Raw genomic sequence first — 18,592 nt, forward strand, 5'->3', positions numbered from 1 at the left:
CCATTATGGGGCTGCATCAATACAGGAGACGTTATGCAGGAATTAATTGCTCAGGTTGAAGAGTTAGGCATTGAAATTAATCACACCACCTCTTTAGTGATTATCTTTGGTATTATTTTTCTTACTGCCATCTTCGTTCATTTTATTCTGCACAAAGTCGTGCTGCGCGCATTCGAGAAACGCGCCCGGGCCAGCAGCCATTTATGGTTGCAGATCATTACCCAGAATAAATTATTTCACCGTCTGGCATTTACCCTTCAGGGGATAATCGTCAACGTTCAGGCCGTTCTCTGGCTGCAAAAAGGGAGCGAAGCGGCAGAAATGCTCACCACCTGCGCGAAGCTGTGGGTGATGGTGTATGCCCTGCTCTCCTTCTTCTCGCTGCTGGACGTCATATTCAATCTTTCGCAGAAAATGGCGACCGCCTCACAGCTGCCGCTGAAAGGGATCTTCCAGGGCATCAAGCTGGTGAGCGCGATTCTGGTGGGGATCTTAATTATCTCTCTGCTGATCGGTCAGTCACCGGCCATTTTGATTAGCGGCCTGGGTGCTATGGCCGCCGTTCTGATGCTGGTCTTTAAAGACCCGATACTGGGACTGGTCGCCGGGATCCAGCTTTCCGCCAACGACATGCTCAAGCTTGGCGACTGGCTGGAGATGCCGAAATACGGTGCCAACGGCACGGTTACGGACATCGGCCTGACCACCGTTAAAGTGCGCAACTTCGATAACACCATCACCACGATCCCAACGTGGGCGCTGGTCTCTGACGCCTTTATCAACTGGAGCGGCATGTCGGCCTCCGGCGGCCGACGCATTAAGCGCAGCCTGAATATCGATACCACCAGCATTCACTTCCTGGACGAGCAGGAGCAGCAGAAGCTGATTCAGGCGAAACTGCTCAAGCCGTATCTGGCCGCACGACATGAGGAAATTAGCCTGTGGAATCGGAAAAATGGCGAAGGTGAATCGGTATTAGACCTGCGCAAAATGACCAATATTGGTACCTTCCGCGCCTACCTGAATGAATATCTGCGTAACCACCCGCGCATTCGCAAAGATATGACGTTAATGGTGCGTCAGCTGGCACCGGATGCCAACGGCCTGCCGATTGAAATATACGCTTTCACCAACACGGTGATCTGGGCAGAATATGAGGAGATTCAGGCTGACATCTTCGATCATATTTTTGCGGTGGTGGAGGAGTTTGGTCTGCGTATTCATCAGTCACCTACCGGGAACGATATTCGCTCCCTGGCAGGGGTTATAGCCCAATAATCAGGTACTGGCGCGGGAAATAAAGCGCCAGTCCATCATCACTCTTTCCGTGGGCGCCTCGGGGTTGTCGATTTTATTTAAGAGCAGGTCGACCGCCTTGCGCCCGATATCCCGCGACGGCTGTTCGATGGTGGTCAGCGAAATCATGTCCGCCAGCTCGGTACCGTCAAATCCCACAACAGCAATATCCTCCGGCACCCGCAGCCCGGCCTGCTGAATGGCGCGCAGCGCGCCCGCCGCCAGCGTATCGGAGACGGCAAACACCGCATCAGGTGGATTATCCTGCAACAGATTTTGCATCGCCACCATCCCGGCGCGGAAGCTGAGATCGCTGGCGTATTCAACCGCCTGATACTCCAGATCTTTCAGGTGGATCACGCTCTTATAGCCGCGCTCGCGCAGACGGGCATATTTATAGCTCAGGTCGTGGTTGATCATCGCGATGCGTTTGCGTCCACCGTCGGCAAGCTGGCTGACGGCATGCTGCGACGCATCAACGTCGTTAATCCCCACGCAGGAAACCGCGCCGGCATCGGCATATTCGGCACACTGCACCCACGGTGCGGAGCCAATCAGCGCGGCCAGTTCCGGCAGCTTTGAGAAAGCGTCCATGGTGATAATGCCGTCGACGATTTTGCCCGACAGCAGGCTCAAGCCCGAACGGGAACGTTCGATGTCCGACCCGGAGTTACACAGCAGGATCCGATAGCCGTTTTTCTCCGCCTCTTCTTCGATGCCCTTCACCACTTCGGCGCAGAACGGGTTGGCAATGTTTGAGACCATCACCAGGATCATATAGCTCCGGGCAGTACGTAACTGACGGGCCAGTAAATTAGGCTGGTAGTTGCTCTCTTTGATGGCCTGCAGGACGCGCTCGCGGTTTTTTGCCTTCACGGTGTCGCTGTTATTGAGCACGCGGGAGACCGTCGCCACGGAGACCCCGGCCAGCTGAGCGATTTTCTGAATTGACATAGCGACGACACATCCTGCGGTTAGCGTTTTGTGCAGGCTACCATAAATTTGTTGCCCGGCGAACCGGGCAACACGTCATTGCGCCACGCATACCCAACGCTGCTGCTGATGGCTTTTCACTATGGCATCAATGATATACATCACGCTTGCGCCATCGTGGAAGGTCGCAAACTGCGGTGCCTGCGGCATCGCTCCCGCCTGCACGGCGCGGTAGAACTGCATCATCATATTTTTAAAGGCGTCAGGCCAGCCTTCGATGTGCCCGCCGGGGAAGTGTGCGCTGCTGGCCACGTCAGGGTTCATCAAGCCCGGATCGTCGGTGAGCGTCTGATTTGCCAGCGCGCGATGGCCGATCCACAGCTGTTGCGGCACCTCCTGATCCCACGCCACTGACTGCTCGCTGCCGTTAATCTCAAACGTCAGGCGGTTTTTACGCCCGGCGCTCACCTGCGAGACGCTAAAGCAACCTTTGCTGCCATCGTCAAAGCGGAACAGCACTGAGCCGAAGTCTTCGGTACTGACCGGTGTGTTGGTATACGCCGCCGCCTCATCGTGGGAGAAGGTCTGATGACCGCCCATGCTGGCCTTACGCGTCGGCCAGACGATGGAGAGATCGGCCATGACCTCGGTAATGCGCCTGCCGGTCACAAATTGCACCGTATCGCACCAGTGGGAGCCGATATCCGCCACCGCGCGCGAAGCCCCGCCAAGCGCGGCATCCACCCGCCAGTTGTAGTCGGTTTCCAGCAGCATCCAGTCCTGTAAATAACTGCCGTGTGAGGCGAATAGCCGCCCGAGGCTGCCCGCGCGCATCATGCTCGCCGCCTGGCGCACCATCGCAAACTGGCGATAGACAAAGCTCACGCCGTGCACCACGCCAGCCTGCTCCGCCCGCGCCACCAGGTCACGCGCCTCGTCCGACGTCATGCAGAGCGGTTTTTCAGAAAAGACATGTTTTCCCGCGCGCAGGATCTGACGGTTAATCTCCGCGTGCAGATGATTGGGCGTGCAGTTGTGCACCACGTGCAGGTCAGGAAGTGCGAGCAGTTCCGCCACGCTGGCGCAGGCGTGGGGCACGTTAAGCTGGCGTGCTTTTTCCTGCGCGCTGGCAAGCGTGCCGTCGCAGAGCGCCACCACCTGCACAAACCCGAGACGCCGCAGCGCCTCGATATGCGCCGGGCCGATAAACCCGCTGCCGACAATCCCGACATTAATCATGGCTGCCCCCTGCCGCGAAGTCATCAAACGCACGCCCGGATACGGGGATGATGTGGCGGCGGATAAACTCGCTTCCCTCACTTGCGCCGGTATCACCGTCTTTCAGGCAGCACTCCCACTCCAGCACCGCCCAGCCGTCATAATCGTACTGGGTCAGCTTGCTGAAAATGCCTTTGAAGTCGATCTGTCCGTCGCCGAGCGAACGGAAGCGCCCGGCGCGGTTGATCCACGGCTGGTAACCACCGTACACGCCGCTGCGCCCATTAGGACGGAACTCGGCATCTTTGACGTGGAAGGCTTTGATGCGCGCGTGGTAAATGTCGATGAAGGTCAGGTAATCCATCTGCTGTAACAGCATGTGGCTCGGGTCGTAAAGGATATTGCAGCGCGGGTGATTATCCAGAAGCGCCAGAAAACGCTCAAAGCTCACGCCGTCGTGCAAGTCTTCGCCCGGATGCAACTCAAAACAGACGTCCACGCCCTGTTCGTCAAAGGTATCCAGAATCGGTCGCCAGCGGTTTGCCAGCTCCTCGAATGCCGCCTGAAAACGCTGCTCGTTATGCGGCGGCCATGGATAGAAAAACGGCCACGCCAGCGAGCCAGAGAAGGTGGGGTGCGCTTTCAGGCCGAGTCTGGCTGAGGCGACTGCCGCCTGCTTTAGCTTTTCCGTTGCCCATGCCCGACGAGCCGTATCATTACCGCGCACGGCGGCGGGGGCGAAGTGGTCAAACGCGTCGCTGTAGACCTCGTTTACCGCCACAAGCTGCCCCTCCAGATGGGTCGACAGCTCGCTGATGACCAGCCCGTGCGCGCCCAGCTTGCCGGTAATGTCATCGCAGTAGGCCTGGCTCTCTGCCGCTTTTTCGACATCAAAAATGTGCGGATGATTGCAGGGGATCTGCACCGCTTTGTAACCCTTCGCCGCCGCCCAGCCTGCCAGTCCGTCGAGCGTGTTGAACGGCGCTTTCTCGCCAATAAATTGCGACAGAAAAATGCCCGGTCCTTTCATCGTCCTCATAACCCCTCCTGAACATTACGCCTTGTCATCGTCATACCTGAACGTGAGAAGGAAAATCAGCGCGATCGCCGCGGCAGCCACCGCCGGGATCCACCAGAATGTCACCCATGCCTGCGGCACGGTCTGCCCGGCCACCAGACGGTTATAAAGCGCGCCGGAAATCTGAGAGCCCAGCAGCATGCCGATGCCGTAGGTGAACATGACAATCATGCTTTGCGCCTGTCCTTTCACCTTTTCACCCGCCACGCGGTCGGTGTAGATAAAGCCGACGACGAAGAAGAAATCGTAGCAGACGCCGTGCAGCAGGATCCCCAGGTACAACAGGATGCGTCCTTCCTCGCTGACGCCCAGCGCGAACATGGCATAACGCACGAACCACGCCAGCATGCCGATCAGCAGCATGACTTTCACCCCCAGACGGCGGAACAGCAGCGGAATGACCAGCATGAAGAAGATCTCTGACATCTGCCCGAAGGACATGGCGGTGCTGACGTCTGCAATACCGGCATCCGCCAGATACGAGGCGGTATAGGCGTAATAGGTGCCAAGCGGGACGGAGATCAGCATCGCGCAGACGGAGAAGACAAAGAAATGGCGGGTTTTGAGTAGCGCAAAGGCATCGGCACAAAAGAGATCGCGCACCTGCACCGGTAGCCCTTTCGCTGGCGCTGGCGTGTGCGGCAGCGTCAGGCTGTAGAGTGCGAGCAGCAGGGAGCTGGCTGCCGCCACCTGGAAGATGGTGACGCTGGACGCCACGCCGGTCACGCCGATGAAAATTCCCGCCACGATCCAGCCGATGGTGCCGAACACGCGCACCACCGGGAAAGTTTTATCCACGTTCGCCAGGCTGTGAAATGCGATGTTGTTGGTCAGCGCCAGCGTTGGCATATAGCAGAGCGTGTAACCAAACAGCAGGCCAATCAGCAGCGCGCCGTTTTCGGCAATCAGCGCCCCCGGCACGAACCAGAGGATTGCCGCGCCCGCCAGGTGCATCACCGCCATCACCTTCTGCGAGGCAAAGAAACGATCCACCAGCATGCCGAGCACAAACGGCGAGAGAATGGAGGCGATGGGCCCGGCGGAGAACGCATCGCCAATTAACAGAGACATGTTGTGCCGGGTCATCACCAGGCCAAGCGTGACTGACCAGCTACCCCAGATGAAAAACTGCAGAAACATCATTAACGACAGACGCGGCACCAGCAGCCGGTGCTGTGTTATCGCCTTTTCACTACTTTCAGTTGACACCATGATAAGCCTCACCCGGAAAAAGTAATCGATTACAAATGACAGCAATTAAAAAGTAATCGATTACAAAATAAAGATCCTGTGGATCGAAACAGAATTGGGAGGGGGGTCACGATAAAGGTCGATGTATGACTAAACGAGGCGTTCTGATTGTCACTATAGCCTACAGGCTATAAAATAATATAGCGAGGAAGCTAAAGGAGAAACGATGTGGAATGTCGAGACAACGGACAGATTTGATCAATGGTACTTCGAACAAACAACAGCATTAAAAGAAGATGTGCTAGCGATGATGCATATTCTTGCTGAGTTTGGCCCAACGCTTGGGCGGCCATACGTAGATACCGTGAAGGCTTCAGCCTATGCGAACATGAAGGAATTACGGATTCAACATGCGGGAAATCCCATCAGAGCTTTTTTTGCTTTTGATCCTGACCGTAAGGCAATTGTGCTCTGTGCTGGAAACAAAACCGGTTGCAATCAAAAACGGTTTTATAACGAAATGATTACGCTGGCTGACGTTGAGTACAGCAGACATCTGGCGGATAAGGAGGCCATATGGCAACGCTAAAAGAACTCATGGCACAACAGAGCGCGGAAAGTCAGGAGCGTATTGCGGCTAAAGTTGATGTAATACGCAGAATTGTTGCCCTGAACCAACTGCGGGAAGAGCTCAATATTTCGCAGACAGAACTGGCCGCGGCAATGGGGGTAAAACAACCAACTGTGGCAAAAATCGAACAGCCGGGAAACGATCCCCGGCTTTCAACACTCAAACGCTATGTCAGTGCGCTCGGCGGTGAAATGAGCATTGATGTGACGTTACCGAATGGGAAACGAATAGCGTTTCAGATTTGATATCGCACATTCAAAGCCGGGTGGCGGCTTCGCCTGACCCGGCCTACAAAATAATAATGGCCCCGGACATGTAGGCCCGGTAAGCGAAGCGCCACCGGGCGAAAAACGTGCTACTTTTTACGGGATAATTTAAACGCAATAAACAGGAACACCACCCACACTGGCAGCAGCATCGCTGAGAGACGCATCTCATCCATCGTGCACATCAGCACCAGAATCAGCCCCAGGAACGCGATACAGATATAGTTCCCTGCCGGGTAGAGCAGCGCTTTAAACTGCGTCTCGCGTCCCTTGCGTCGCATCGCTGCACGGAAGCGCAGGTGCGCCAGGCAGATCATGATCCAGTTCAGCAGCAGCGTGGCGACAACCAGCGCCATCAGCAGGCCAAATGCCGCTTTCGGCAGCAGGTAGTTGATCAGCACCACTAATGACGTAATCGCGCCGGAAAGGAACAAGGAATTAATCGGCACACCGCGACGGCTGACGCGGGTCAGGAACTTCGGCGCGTTCCCCTGTACGGAAAGGCCAAACAGCATACGGCTGTTGGAGTAAACGCCACTGTTATAGACCGAAAGCGACGCCACCAGAATGACGAAGTTCAGCGCCGACGCCACCACATTGCTGTTCAGATCGTGGAAAATCATCACGAACGGACTGCTGTCAGATTTCACTTCCACCCATGGATAGAGCGCCAGCAGAACCACCAGCGAGCCGATGTAAAACAGCAGAATACGGTACACCACCTGGTTGACCGCTTTTGGGATACTTTTATGCGGGTCGCGCGCTTCGGCAGCGGTAATACCAATCAGCTCCAGCCCGCCGAAGGAGAACATGATCACCGCCAGAGAGAGAACCAGTCCTTTCCAGCCGGTTGCCAGAAAGCCGCCGTGCTGCCAGAGGTTATCAATGGTTGCCCGCTCGCCGCCGTGACCGGAGAACAGCAGCCACAGGCCAAAGCCGATCATCCCGATAATCGCCAGTACCTTGATCAGCGCAAACCAGAACTCGGTTTCGCCATACAGGCGCACATTGACGAGGTTAACGGCATTAATGATGATGAAAAATGCCGCCGCCCAGATCCACGTCGGGACATCCGGGAGCCAGTACTGCATGTAGATGCCTGCGGCGGTCAGTTCGGCCATCCCCACCAGCACGAACATCACCCAGTAGTTCCAGCCGGAGAGGAAGCCTGCAAACGGGCCCCAGTATTTGTAAGCAAAGTGTGCGAAGGAGCCTGACACCGGCTCTTCAACGACCATTTCGCCGAGCTGGCGCATGATCAGGAAGGCGATAATCCCGGCGATGCCGTATCCCAGCAGTACTGCAGGGCCAGCCATTTGAATGGCGGGGCCGATGCCGAGAAACAACCCGGTACCAATCGCGCCGCCGAGGGCAATTAACTGAATATGTCGATTTTGCAAACCACGTTGCAGCGTCGGATTCTGATCCGACGAGGCTTCAGCGCTACCATGGCCTGAAGCGGATGACGCGTCTTTCACGCCCTACCCCTGTCTCTTTTTTAGAAGGGGCACGTTTTAACACTTCATGCTGGTGGTAGCAAGTTTAACGCCGGGCCAGCGCATGCGCCCGGCGGATTAACGTCACGACCCGATGATCCCGCCGTCCGCTTTGACGATCACCACCGTTGACGAACGCGGGCGTCCGTTCGGGCTGGCGTCTGGCCAGTTAGAGACAGCACGCGGATTGGCCGGGTCGGTAATGTCATCCCCGCCCTCTCCCGGATGCTGAATATTGATAAACAGCGTCCGGTTGTCCGGCGTAAACGCAATACCGGTGATTTCACACCCACGCGGGCCCGTCAGGAAACGACGAAACTCATTGCTGCCCGGAATGGTGGCCACCATCTGGTTATTGCCCATCCCCTCATACGCTTTTTTGTTGATCGTGCTGGAAGAGACGTCGGTCTGGATCCACAGAACGCCCTGATGATCGAACGACAGACCATCCGGGCTGCCGAATGCCGCGCCCTGCATAGAGCCTTTGGCCTTCGGATCGTCGCTGTCTGTGCGCCCGCCCATGACCAGAATATCCCATGTAAAGCGTGCGGCGGCAGGATCGGCCCCCTCTTCGTGCCAGTGCATAATATGACCAAACACGTTATTAGCACGCGGGTTGGCGGCATCGACCGGGGCTTTCCCCTCTTTACCGCGATCGCTGTTGTTGGTGAGCGTACAGTAGACGCTGCCGCTGGCGTGCGGATCGACGGCTATCCACTCCGGGCGATCCATTTTCGTCGCCCCCACCACGTCAGCCGCCAGGCGGGTTTTAATCAGCAGATCGCCCTGGTTTTCAAAACCGTGGCTTTTATCCAGGCCATTCTGCCCGAAGATCAGCGGCAGCCAGTCGCCGCTTCCCTCTTCATTGAACCTGGCAACATACAGCGTACCCGAGGTCAGCAGCTGCATATTGGCCTCACGGTTCGCAGGATCGTATTTTTTGTCAGAGACGAATTTATAAATGTACTCAAACTTCTGATCGTCCCCCATATAGACCACCACGCGATTATCGGCGGCGAGCGTAACGGCGGCCCCCTCGTGCTTGAAGCGGCCAAGTGCGGTGTGCTTGCGCGGTGTGGAGGTCGGGTCGTAGGGGTCAATCTCTACCACCCAGCCGAACCGGTTAGGCTCGTTAGGCGTTTTATCGACGCTAAACCGCTCATCCACCTCGTTCCAGCGGTAGGACTCATCGCTGTCGCTGATGCCGTAGCGTTTTTCCAGCGGATTGAGATCGGCTTTTTTGACAAAAATATCCGACCAGTTCTCCTCGCAGGTGAGGTAGGTGCCCCACGGCGTGTGGCCGTTGGCGCAGTTTTGCATGGTGCCCAGCACGCGCTCCCCCTGCGGGTCGGCGGCGGTTTTCATTAAGTCCTGATGCCGCGCCGGGCCGGTAAGCTGCATCGGCGTATTGACGGTGATACGGCGGGCATAAGAAGACGGGCGAACCACCTGCCAGTCACTGCCCGTTTTTTTCACTTCCACCACCGACACGCCCATCGCGTTCTGTCCCTTACGGGCTTTGTCGAGGTTCCAGTTCCCCATACCGTCCGTAAACAGCATCCCGTTGTCGATGTATTCATGGTTCAGCGCCAGCAGACCATGTTCCGGGTTTTGCTCCCCCTGCGGCAGGCTAAACCACGCCATACCGTCGTGGTGCATCCCCGCCTGCACGGCCTGTTCGTCGGTCGTGTTGCTGGCATCTGGCTTAAATGCCGGCATGTGGTCTTTGATGCCCGTCGGGTCACCCCAGCGATAAAACGGGCGGGCAATATAACCTTCCGGCACCCTCACCGTATCGTCCGTGGAAACGGGAATACTGGTAAACCCAAGCGACACCGCTTTTGCCAGCGCGGACGGCTTCGATACCGCGGCAATGGCGCTATCAGGTTCGATCAAAAAGGGAAAGGAAACGGCAGCACCCGCCACGGCGCCCATCTGGAGAAAACGACGGCGGGAGAGGAAAACCTCTGCAACCTCGGAGAAAACCGGGTTAGCGCTGCGGTTAGTGATGTCGTCGCGATGTTCTTTTTTAAAAACGGATTTGAGGGGTCTGCCCATAGCGGCTTCCTGTCATTGGCCAAGAGGTAAGGAGTTGGCGAACAGTGTAAGAAGCTTTTGTTACAATTTTATAACAGGATAACGGCGGGATTGGGGCGTCCCTGCCCCGGATAACGAGGTGGAACGCTTAGAACTCGTAGCCCACCGAGACCTTAAAGGTTCGCGGTTCGCCCTGAGTGATGTAGGTACCGGAATCGTCCACGCTGGCCCAGTAGTTTTCATTGGTCACGTTGTCGATGCCTGCGCGCACGGTCATCTGGTTTGCATTGTGGTTTAACGCGAAGCGGTAGCGCATGCCCAGATCCAGCGTGGTATAGCTGTCCAGCTTTTTGCTGTTCGCGAGATCGGCATACTGCGTGCCCGAGTGGTTCACGCGTGCGGTGGCGGTCAGGCCGTCAACTGGCTTGATGTCGTACTCTGCCCCCAGCACGGCATAGAAGTTCGGCACGCCAATCGCATCGTTGCCTTGATTCACGCCGTTTTTGGTTTTGGCCAGCTCGGCCTGCAGCCAGGTGGCGCTGGCGTTCAGGCGCATCCCGAGCATGGGCTCGCCAAAAACATTGAGCTCTACGCCACGGTTACGCTGTTCAGCGTCCAGGCCGTAGTGATTGTCATCGTCGAGGATCGCCGATGGCATTTTGATCTCAAACAGCGCCAGAGAGCCGCCCACGCGACCAAAGTCTGCCTTCAAGCCGATTTCATTCTGTTTAGAGTGAACAATACCGGTGCTTTGACCGTAGTTGGTAGCGGTGTCCGGCGCGGTTTTTCCCGGCTGCAGCGCTTCGGTGTGGTTGGCGTAAAGGGAAATCTGCTCCCACGGTTTATAAACCACGCCGTAGGTTGGCATCCAGCGGCTACCGTCGAAGCCGTCCGCGTCGTTTTCTGCACCGGTAATTTTGTTATACCCGCGGATGACCACTTTCTGATGACGCGCCCCCGCGGTGAACAGCAGCTTGTCGTCCAGGACGCCCAGCGTATCGCTCAGCAGCCAGCCCTGAGTACGGGTGCGCCCGCTGGTTAGCGGATCGCTGTATTTGCCACCTGATCCATTGAAGTTGGAGCTGTCCGGCATATCAACGCCGGTGTTGTGGTAGATGTTGGTGGTCGGGTTATCCTTCGTCGCCGACATTTTCCACGCGATTTTTTCGTTTTTGGTCGTCGCCGAATACCCCACGTTCACCTTGTGCGACACAAAGCCGGTAGTGAAATTCCCGCGAATGCCCGCCATGCCGCTAACGGAATCGCTAATGCGGTTAGTATCCAGACGGCTGACCGTGGCTTTGCCGCTTTTGTCCAACAGCTTCGGCGCGCTGTAGATCCCTTCTTCGTGCGCGTGCTGCGCGCCCAGGCCGGTATAGGCGGTCCAGTTATCGGTGATGTCGTATTCGCTGCGCCACATCCCAAATTCGTTTTCGATGTTGCTGTAGGCCCACTTCTGGGAGAAGTTACGATCGTTTTTCGGCGGTTCAGGCACGAAATCCACCGCCGAGATGTTGACGCTGGTCGGGCTGCCGTGGAAGGTTTTCTTTTGATAGCCCAGATCCAGGGAGGTGCGGACGTTGTCGCCGTTGTAATCAAGACCGGTGGAGAGCAGCGTGGTGCGGCGACGGTCGTTTGGTACGCCGGTTTCCCCTTCACGGTGGACCAGGTTCACGCGCGCGCCGAACTGGTCGCTGTCACCAAAGCGACGGCCTGCATCCAGCGTGGTGCCAAACTGCGAATCTGAGGTGTAATCCACGCCCACTTTTGCCTGCGGGGTATCGCCCGCATGTTTCGGCTCAAGATTGATCATCCCGCCCACGCCAGAGCTTGCCGCGCCGTTCATCAGCGCGTTGGCGCCTTTGAAGATCTCAATGCGGTCAACCATCTGCGCATCCACCACCTGACGCGGCAGTACGCCGGACAGCCCGCCAAACGTCATGTCGTCGCCGTCAAACTTCAGGCCACGAATGCGGTAGGTCTCCGCGCTGTTACCGTATCCCTGAACGTACTGCACGCCCGCATCGTTGGCGACCACGTCAGCGATGGTTTTCGCCTGCTGATCTTCCACCAGCTTCGAGGTGTAGCTGATGATGTTGAACGGCACGTCCATGGCGTTCTGCTGGCCCAGCATCCCCATGCGCCCGCCGTTCGCCACCTGCCCGTCAAGAAAGGCCGGTACCAGCTGGTCGCCGCCGGGTTTAAAGTCGCTGGCAGGTGCAGCCTGCACAACAAGCGTATCTTCTTTTTTATCATCCGCCGCCTGGACGGAATGTGTCACCGCCCCAATGGCGAGCGCCAGCAGCGTTTTGTGTATTTTGGTGTTGTCCATCGTTAACTCATTTGAAAGTGCGCGAAAAAATGACCCGTTGTCGGGCCTTAGAATGTATTAACTGCAATGCAAATGAGAACTATACGCATTATCCATGCATTGGCAAGCGTCACGCGTTCATGAAGGGAGGTAATGAGGACGATGGGGAACCACCACCCCGTTTTGGGGTGGTTATGATTATAAAACGCGCGCAGTGCCCGTCACATCAATGCGTACCGCCGCGCCCGGGTGCCAGCCCGGCTGACTGACGGTCCTGAGGATAACGGGCTGTTCATGCCCCGCTAATCCCAGCGTCAGCGTAGACAGCTGACCGGTGAAGTCGACATCAAGAATGGAGACCGGGCTTTCATGAGGCGCACATGCCGTCACGCGCAATTGTTCAGGACGCATCATTACCCGGCCCTCTCCTGTTGCATGCGGATTGTCCGTCGGCACCTCGCCCAGTGCACACACGGCGTAACCGCCAGCGAGCTGAGCAGGCAGGATCACGGCATCGCCAAGAAACAGCGCCGTCTCTTCGTCAACGGGACGGGTATAGACGTCATAAGGCGTTCCCACCTGCGTGAAGCGGCCAGAACGCATCACGGCAACCTGCGTGGCAAAAGACAACGCTTCGTTCTGATCGTGGGTGACCAGAATTGAGGCCACGCCCGCTTCCGCCAGCAGATCGGCCGTTGCTTTACGCGTCATGGCGCGCAAGCCGGTATCCAGCGCCGAGAACGGTTCATCCAGCAGCATCAGCGAAGGACGCTGGGCCAGCGCACGGGCAAGCGCCACGCGCTGCTGCTGTCCGCCGGAAATCTCATGGGGCCAGTGCGTCGCGAGCTGCCTGTCGAGAGAGACCATCTCCATCAGCACCTCAACGCGCTGGCGCTTCTCGTGGCGGGTACCGTCCAGCCCCCAGGCAATGTTATCTGCCACGTTGAGATGGGGGAACAGCGCGCCCTCCTGAGGCACATAACCGATCCCGCGCAGGTGAGCAGGAACAACATGATTTTCATCAAACAGCGTTTTTCCCTGCATGACGATGCGGCCGGTATCCGGCGTCTCAAACCCGGCGAGAATACGCAGCAGCGTGGTTTTCCCCGACCCGGAGGGCCCGACAATCGCCGTGCGGCTCCCCGGCGCAACGCTCAGGTTTAAGCTGTCGAGCACCTGCACGTCCGAAAACGATTTTGAAATGGCGGTTAATTCAAGCATGTCATAGCCCTGCAATTTTTTTCGACTGCATATAGAGAATGGCGGTCAGCGGGAGTGAGATCAGGATCATCAGCATCGCGTAGGGCGCGGCGGCCACATAATCAATTTCACTGGTCAGCGCCCAGAATCCGGTGGAGAGCGTGCGGGTTCCCAGCGGCGAGAGCAGCAGCGTGGCGGTCAATTCGTTGCTGACGCCAAGGAATACCAGCGCGGCGCCTGCCGCAGCGCCCGGTGCGGCCAGCCGCAGGGTAACGCTCCAGAGCGCTTTCGCAGGCGTGCTGCCCAGGCTGCGCGCCACGTTTTCCAGCTCCACCGGCGCCTGGGCAATCCCTGCCCGCAGGTTAATGAGCGCGCGGGGCATAAACATCAGCAGATAGGCCAGGAACAGGGTGATTTCCGTCTGATAAATGGGGCGAGCGTAATGAATAGTGACCGTGACCAGCGCCAGCGCGGTGACAATGCCCGGCAGCGAACTGGTGATGTAGATGCACCCTTCCAGCATCCGGAAAATACGGTGCGGGTAGCGGATCCCAAGCCACGCGATGGGGATCACGCAGGCCGTCGTCAGGAGCGCTCCGCCCACGCCGAGCATCAGCGTCTGGCGCAGGGAGTGCCAGAGATCGGCGTTCATCCAGTTTTGTACGCCGCCGAGCCAAATCCAGCGGCACAGGACAAGTAACGGCACGCCCAGCGCCAGCATGACCAGCGCGAGGAAAAACAGCTGTCCCAGCGCAGCCGCCGCAGGCTTCAGCGGCCAGCGTTTCTGTTCACGTGCCGCGCCAGCGCCAATGCGTGCATAGCGCGCTTTCCCGCGCGTCACGCCTTCCAGCACTAAGATCGCCAGGCAGCATAAGGCCAATACGCCCGCCAGCATGTTCGCTGCCGGGCCGCTGAAGGTGGACTGAAACTGGTCATAGATGGCCGTTGTGAAGGTATCAAAACGGATCATCACGTACAGACCGTATTCCGCCAGCAGGTGCAGCGCCACCAGCAGCGCGCCGCCGCAGATAGCCAGTTTTAGCTGCGGCAGCACCACGCGGAAAAAGACCCGCCACGGCGGGGTGCCGAGCGAGGCGGCCACATCTTCCAGCGTCGGGTCAAGACGACGCAGCACCGCCGCAACCGGCATATAAATAAACGGATAGTAAGCTAAAACGGAGAGGAACACGCCCGCGGAAAGGCCATGCATCGAGGGAACCACGCTCACCCAGGCATAGCTTTGCACAAACGCGGGGATCGCCAGAGGGGCGACCGCCAGCGCGGACCAGATCCCTCGCCCGGCAAGCTGCGTGCGCTCCGTGAGCCAGGCGATCGCCACGCCCGTCACGATACACAGCGGTAACGCCAGCGCCGTCAGCCACAGCGTGTTACTGAGCAGTTCAGCAACACGTGGGCGAAATACCAGCGCCCTAATCGTTTCCCAGCCCGTCTCAACGCCTATGGCAATGATAAAACCCAGGGGCAGAAGTGCCAGTAAAGAAAAAAGGACAGCTAACGCTACCATCGGCAGTGCAGGACGCCTGCGGCCAGGCTCCCGCACGCTGTTTTTGCCGAGGTCGAGACTCAGACCAGACATAAGACCTTCACTTCACTCTCAGGATCACAGCAGACCGGCTTGCGTCATCAGCTCGATAACTTTTTTACTGTTGAGCGTTGAAGGTTCAACTTTCGGTGCATCCAGATCGTTCAGCGGGACCAGTTTCGGGTTAGAGGCCGCGTTCACGCCCACCGCATATTCAAAGGCATTGTTGGTGCGCAGGCTTTCCTGGCCCTCTTTACCGGTAATGTATTTGATGAACGCCTGGGCCTGCGCTTTGTGTTTGCTGGACGCCAGAACGCCACCACCGGAAAGGCTGACGAACGCGCCCGGATCCTGGTGTTTGAAGTAGTAGAGTTTGGTGTTTTTGCTGTTCTCACCCGTTTTGGACTGATCGACAAAACGGTAGTAGTGATAAATCACCCCGCCATCAATCTGGCCGGCGTTGACGGCTTTCATCACGGTGCTGTTGCCTTTATAGGCCACGAAATTCGCTTTCATCGCCTTCAGCCATTCCAGCGTGGCTTTTTCGCCTTTAAGCGCCAGCATTGCGCTCACGATGGCCTGGAAATCCGCGCCTGACGGTGATGCCGCCCAGCGGCCTTTCCACTCGGGTTTGGCCAGATCCATCAGCGACTTAGGCAGCTGCTGTTCGCTCAGTTTTGCCGGGTTATAGACGAATACGGTGCTGCGGGCGGCAATGCCGATCCAGCGGCCATGCGCCGGGCGGTACTCTGCCGGTACCTGCTTCAGGGTGTCTGCATCCAGCGGGGCAAACAGGTTGGCGTTATCCACCAGTACCATGGACGGTGAGTTTTCCGTCAGAAATACGTCTGCAGGTGATGCGCTGCCTTCCTGAACCAGCTGGTTACCCAGCTCGCTGTCATCGCCGTTACGCAGCGTGACCTTAATGCCGGTCTCTTTGGTAAAACCGTCAACCCACGACTTCACCAGGTTTTCATGCTGCGCGTTGTATACCACAATGCCTTCGCTGTTATCGGCGGCAACGGATTGTGTGGAAAGGAAAAGCGATGATGACAACAAGGCAAGCGAGAAGCAGGACAGCAGGCGAGAATTCATGAACATATCCTTAATAGAGCAACGGGAATAATGACGCATAGCGTTGTGGGACAGGATTAAAGCATACAAAAACGCTAATGATAATTAGTATCAATCCAGTTTAAGCGTAAAAGTGTAAAATTTCTTTTTTGCGGGGAGTGAAGTGATAAAAATCCAGATTTAAAAAACGGATTAATTAAAGATTAAGAAAACCTTAAGACAACACACTACAAAATATCATTAGCCTTCTATTTATTACGTCGTTATTTATCTGACAATTTAAGAATAAAAAACGTTCACCACTTCCGCCGTGAAAATATGATTCCCTTCATAGCGTTGTCCTTATTATTACCTCAGGTAATTTTTACCGGCAGCGTCTCCAGAGTTCTCAGAATCAGGCTTCGCGTCGACCATTTAGCCTCACCGTCGAGAGAGAGCGTCCCGCGCTCGCATAAAGCCATGGCAAGGGTTTCAGCCTGACACTGCGCCAGCAGTTGTCCAATACACTGGTGCACGCCTGCGCCAAATCCCAGCTGACGTTGGGCATTCTTGCGGCCAGGAATAAAACGCCACGCCTCTTCAAATACGCTTTCATCGCGATTTGCAGAACCAAGGCATACTAAGATGTTATCCCCCGCTTTAAGTTCGCGTCCCAGAAATTGCACGGGAGCCACTACCTTTCGCCTGCCCATCTGCAACGGAGACTCAAAGCGCATGGTTTCACTGACGACATCTTTCATCCGCAGCGTGTTATTTCTGACGCACGCCTGTAATTCAGGATGTTGTGCCAGCATATACACCAGGTTTCCGGTTAACGCTTCGCTGGTTTCACTCCCGCCGATCAGCATAGTGACGCAGTCTGTGCTAAACCGCGTTGCAAGCGCATCCCGATCGCCGCCATATCCTTTCAGGAGGCTGCGATAAAAAAGCGAGTCGTAACCCTGGCTGTGTGCCTGCGCGAGTTGGCGAAAACTGTCATCCAGACGGGAAAGCGCCACGATCAGCCGCTGTAATCCCTCTCGATCAATTGCGCTGGGGTCCAGCAACAGCCTGATGGCACTTTTCTCTTGTTCAACCACCTCCTGCTGCGCTTCCGGCAGGTTGAGCCAGGCGGTGAACAGCTTCCCCCAGAGCGGGGCAGCAATCTGGCGAATGCCGTCAAACGTGCCGGTGGTGGTTAACTCTGCCACCAACGTATGTGACTCGTCAGAAATCAACTGGGTTAACGCAGCCCAGGATTCGCCGGTAAACAGAGCTTGCAGCGCCTGACGGTGCGCGCGATGCACATTCCCGTCTTCAAACAGCACAATGCCGTAGAGAAGATCGCGTATGGGGGGCGAGAGGCTGAAGCACTCTTTTTCCATTTCGCTATGCACATCTTCAGGTATACCCGAGGAGACGAATGCTCGCTCTTTAAGCGTCTGATAAACATCCTGATAGCGGGTAAGCACCCACGTTTTGCCGATTCGCGCTACAGGCTGGTGGTTTCGCATGTGGTGGTAGACGTTATGAAGATTTTCCTGAAAGACAGGTGAGGCAGGATTAAACCGAAGTGCTTTTTCAACATATGCCACGGGTGAGCCCTCATCGCAGGATTAATCACCTTTCAGTAAAGCAGGGATATGTTGCAGTTCAAATATAGAAAAAAGGGGGGATCATTGGCACGCCCTGTAGGATTCTAGCCTACTACATATGGTTTAGAAGAACGCACGGTTCGATTTAACTCAATGTTATATAATTATCTTTGCTGCATTCGCGCCGTTTTTTTGTCATTAAGTGTCGTTACATGTTTCTGCGTTGCGTTATGGTTCATCAATGCATGACACATTTATTAAACAGAGGGTACACAGTATGCCTCATGGCATAGCTGTGTAATTTGATTCCTGCATCACCGGGTAACCTTCAAACTCACCTGTTCGTGTATCGTTGGTGAGATACGTTATCACTCCGAATACCCCATCCAGACTCGTTCCGTCATCGTGAACCGGAATCTCATCACGTCTACCCGCCTGCAAATCCTCCAGGTGCGGTTTTGGCGATTTGCGGTATCGCTTTATCCTCAACTCACCTGCCATGCTTTGTACCAACAATGATCCGTCGCACACTCAATGAGATATCCACTTCCAGAACAACTCCGCTCAAGCCTCCTTCGCAGTGATGCGTTGCACCAGCTCTCATCAGATATGTCGATGACGATCTGGTTATGATGCGCTTGTCGAACGACATGCGCTTCTCTGCATAGTCTTGCGCTGGCGGTGGAAGCCCCATGATACGCCTCCAATAATTACTGGATGCATGAACAGAATGAATGATTGATG

Annotated in this window: 14 protein-coding genes and 1 pseudogene; 3 read left to right on the forward strand and 12 right to left on the reverse strand. The window is 56.3% G+C overall.

Going from position 1 to position 18,592, the window contains the following annotated elements:
* Positions 1-33: 33 nt before the first annotated feature.
* Positions 34-1,278, forward strand: a complete 1,245-nt coding sequence (locus O1723_RS16100; RefSeq protein WP_248190898.1) for a mechanosensitive ion channel family protein — start codon at positions 34-36, stop codon at positions 1,276-1,278.
* On the opposite strand, the gene O1723_RS16105 is transcribed toward O1723_RS16100, so the two are convergent.
* The 4 genes from O1723_RS16105 to O1723_RS16120 form a co-directional block, all read right to left on the reverse strand.
* The gene (locus O1723_RS16105) at positions 1,279-2,250 is read right to left on the reverse strand and encodes a LacI family DNA-binding transcriptional regulator (protein WP_014882868.1); all 972 of its coding nucleotides are present in this window, start codon (positions 2,248-2,250) and stop codon (positions 1,279-1,281) included.
* A gap of 75 nt (positions 2,251-2,325) precedes the next feature.
* A complete protein-coding gene (locus tag O1723_RS16110; RefSeq protein ID WP_023336852.1) occupies positions 2,326-3,468 on the reverse strand; it encodes a Gfo/Idh/MocA family protein in 1,143 nt (380 codons plus the stop codon).
* Positions 3,461-4,486: a sugar phosphate isomerase/epimerase family protein gene (locus tag O1723_RS16115; RefSeq protein ID WP_032665301.1), complete on the reverse strand. Its 1,026-nt coding sequence runs from the start codon at positions 4,484-4,486 to the stop codon at positions 3,461-3,463. Before O1723_RS16115 ends, O1723_RS16110 begins: the two co-directional genes overlap by 8 nt.
* A gap of 15 nt (positions 4,487-4,501) precedes the next feature.
* The gene (locus tag O1723_RS16120) at positions 4,502-5,737 is read right to left on the reverse strand and encodes an MFS transporter (protein WP_023332295.1); all 1,236 of its coding nucleotides are present in this window, start codon (positions 5,735-5,737) and stop codon (positions 4,502-4,504) included.
* 205 nt (positions 5,738-5,942) lie between these two features.
* On the opposite strand from O1723_RS16120, the gene O1723_RS16125 reads away from it, so the two are divergent.
* Complete coding sequence (locus tag O1723_RS16125) at positions 5,943-6,305, forward strand: type II toxin-antitoxin system RelE/ParE family toxin (protein WP_014882864.1); 363 nt, start codon at positions 5,943-5,945, stop codon at positions 6,303-6,305.
* On the forward strand, positions 6,293-6,592 hold the full coding sequence (locus O1723_RS16130; RefSeq protein ID WP_014882863.1) for a helix-turn-helix domain-containing protein: 300 nt from the start codon (positions 6,293-6,295) through the stop codon (positions 6,590-6,592). The genes O1723_RS16125 and O1723_RS16130 overlap by 13 nt, the downstream gene beginning before the upstream one ends.
* Before the next feature lie 110 nt (positions 6,593-6,702).
* On the opposite strand, the gene pheP is transcribed toward O1723_RS16130, so the two are convergent.
* From pheP to O1723_RS16170, 8 genes and pseudogenes are all read right to left on the reverse strand, one after another.
* The gene (pheP, locus tag O1723_RS16135; protein WP_014882862.1) at positions 6,703-8,091 is read right to left on the reverse strand and encodes a phenylalanine transporter; all 1,389 of its coding nucleotides are present in this window, start codon (positions 8,089-8,091) and stop codon (positions 6,703-6,705) included.
* Positions 8,092-8,193: 102 nt separating this feature from the next.
* A complete protein-coding gene (locus tag O1723_RS16140) occupies positions 8,194-10,167 on the reverse strand; it encodes a PhoX family protein (RefSeq protein WP_023336850.1) in 1,974 nt (657 codons plus the stop codon).
* Between the two features lie 127 nt (positions 10,168-10,294).
* On the reverse strand, positions 10,295-12,478 hold the full coding sequence (locus O1723_RS16145; protein ID WP_023336849.1) for a TonB-dependent receptor: 2,184 nt from the start codon (positions 12,476-12,478) through the stop codon (positions 10,295-10,297).
* Between the two features lie 177 nt (positions 12,479-12,655).
* Positions 12,656-13,678: an ABC transporter ATP-binding protein gene (locus O1723_RS16150; RefSeq protein WP_014882859.1), complete on the reverse strand. Its 1,023-nt coding sequence runs from the start codon at positions 13,676-13,678 to the stop codon at positions 12,656-12,658.
* A gap of 1 nt (position 13,679) precedes the next feature.
* The gene (locus O1723_RS16155; RefSeq protein ID WP_014882858.1) at positions 13,680-15,254 is read right to left on the reverse strand and encodes an ABC transporter permease; all 1,575 of its coding nucleotides are present in this window, start codon (positions 15,252-15,254) and stop codon (positions 13,680-13,682) included.
* Between the two features lie 24 nt (positions 15,255-15,278).
* Entirely contained in the window at positions 15,279-16,295 is a 1,017-nt protein-coding gene (locus O1723_RS16160) for an iron ABC transporter substrate-binding protein (protein WP_014882857.1), read from the reverse strand.
* Positions 16,296-16,627: 332 nt separating this feature from the next.
* A complete protein-coding gene (locus tag O1723_RS16165) occupies positions 16,628-17,848 on the reverse strand; it encodes a cytochrome P450 (protein ID WP_023336848.1) in 1,221 nt (406 codons plus the stop codon).
* Between the two features lie 282 nt (positions 17,849-18,130).
* A pseudogene (locus O1723_RS16170) lies at positions 18,131-18,542 on the reverse strand (HumD family translesion DNA polymerase).
* Positions 18,543-18,592 lie beyond the last annotated feature (50 nt).

The sequence above is a fragment of the Enterobacter cloacae complex sp. HYC080_NIDB genome (genome assembly GCF_056673325.1).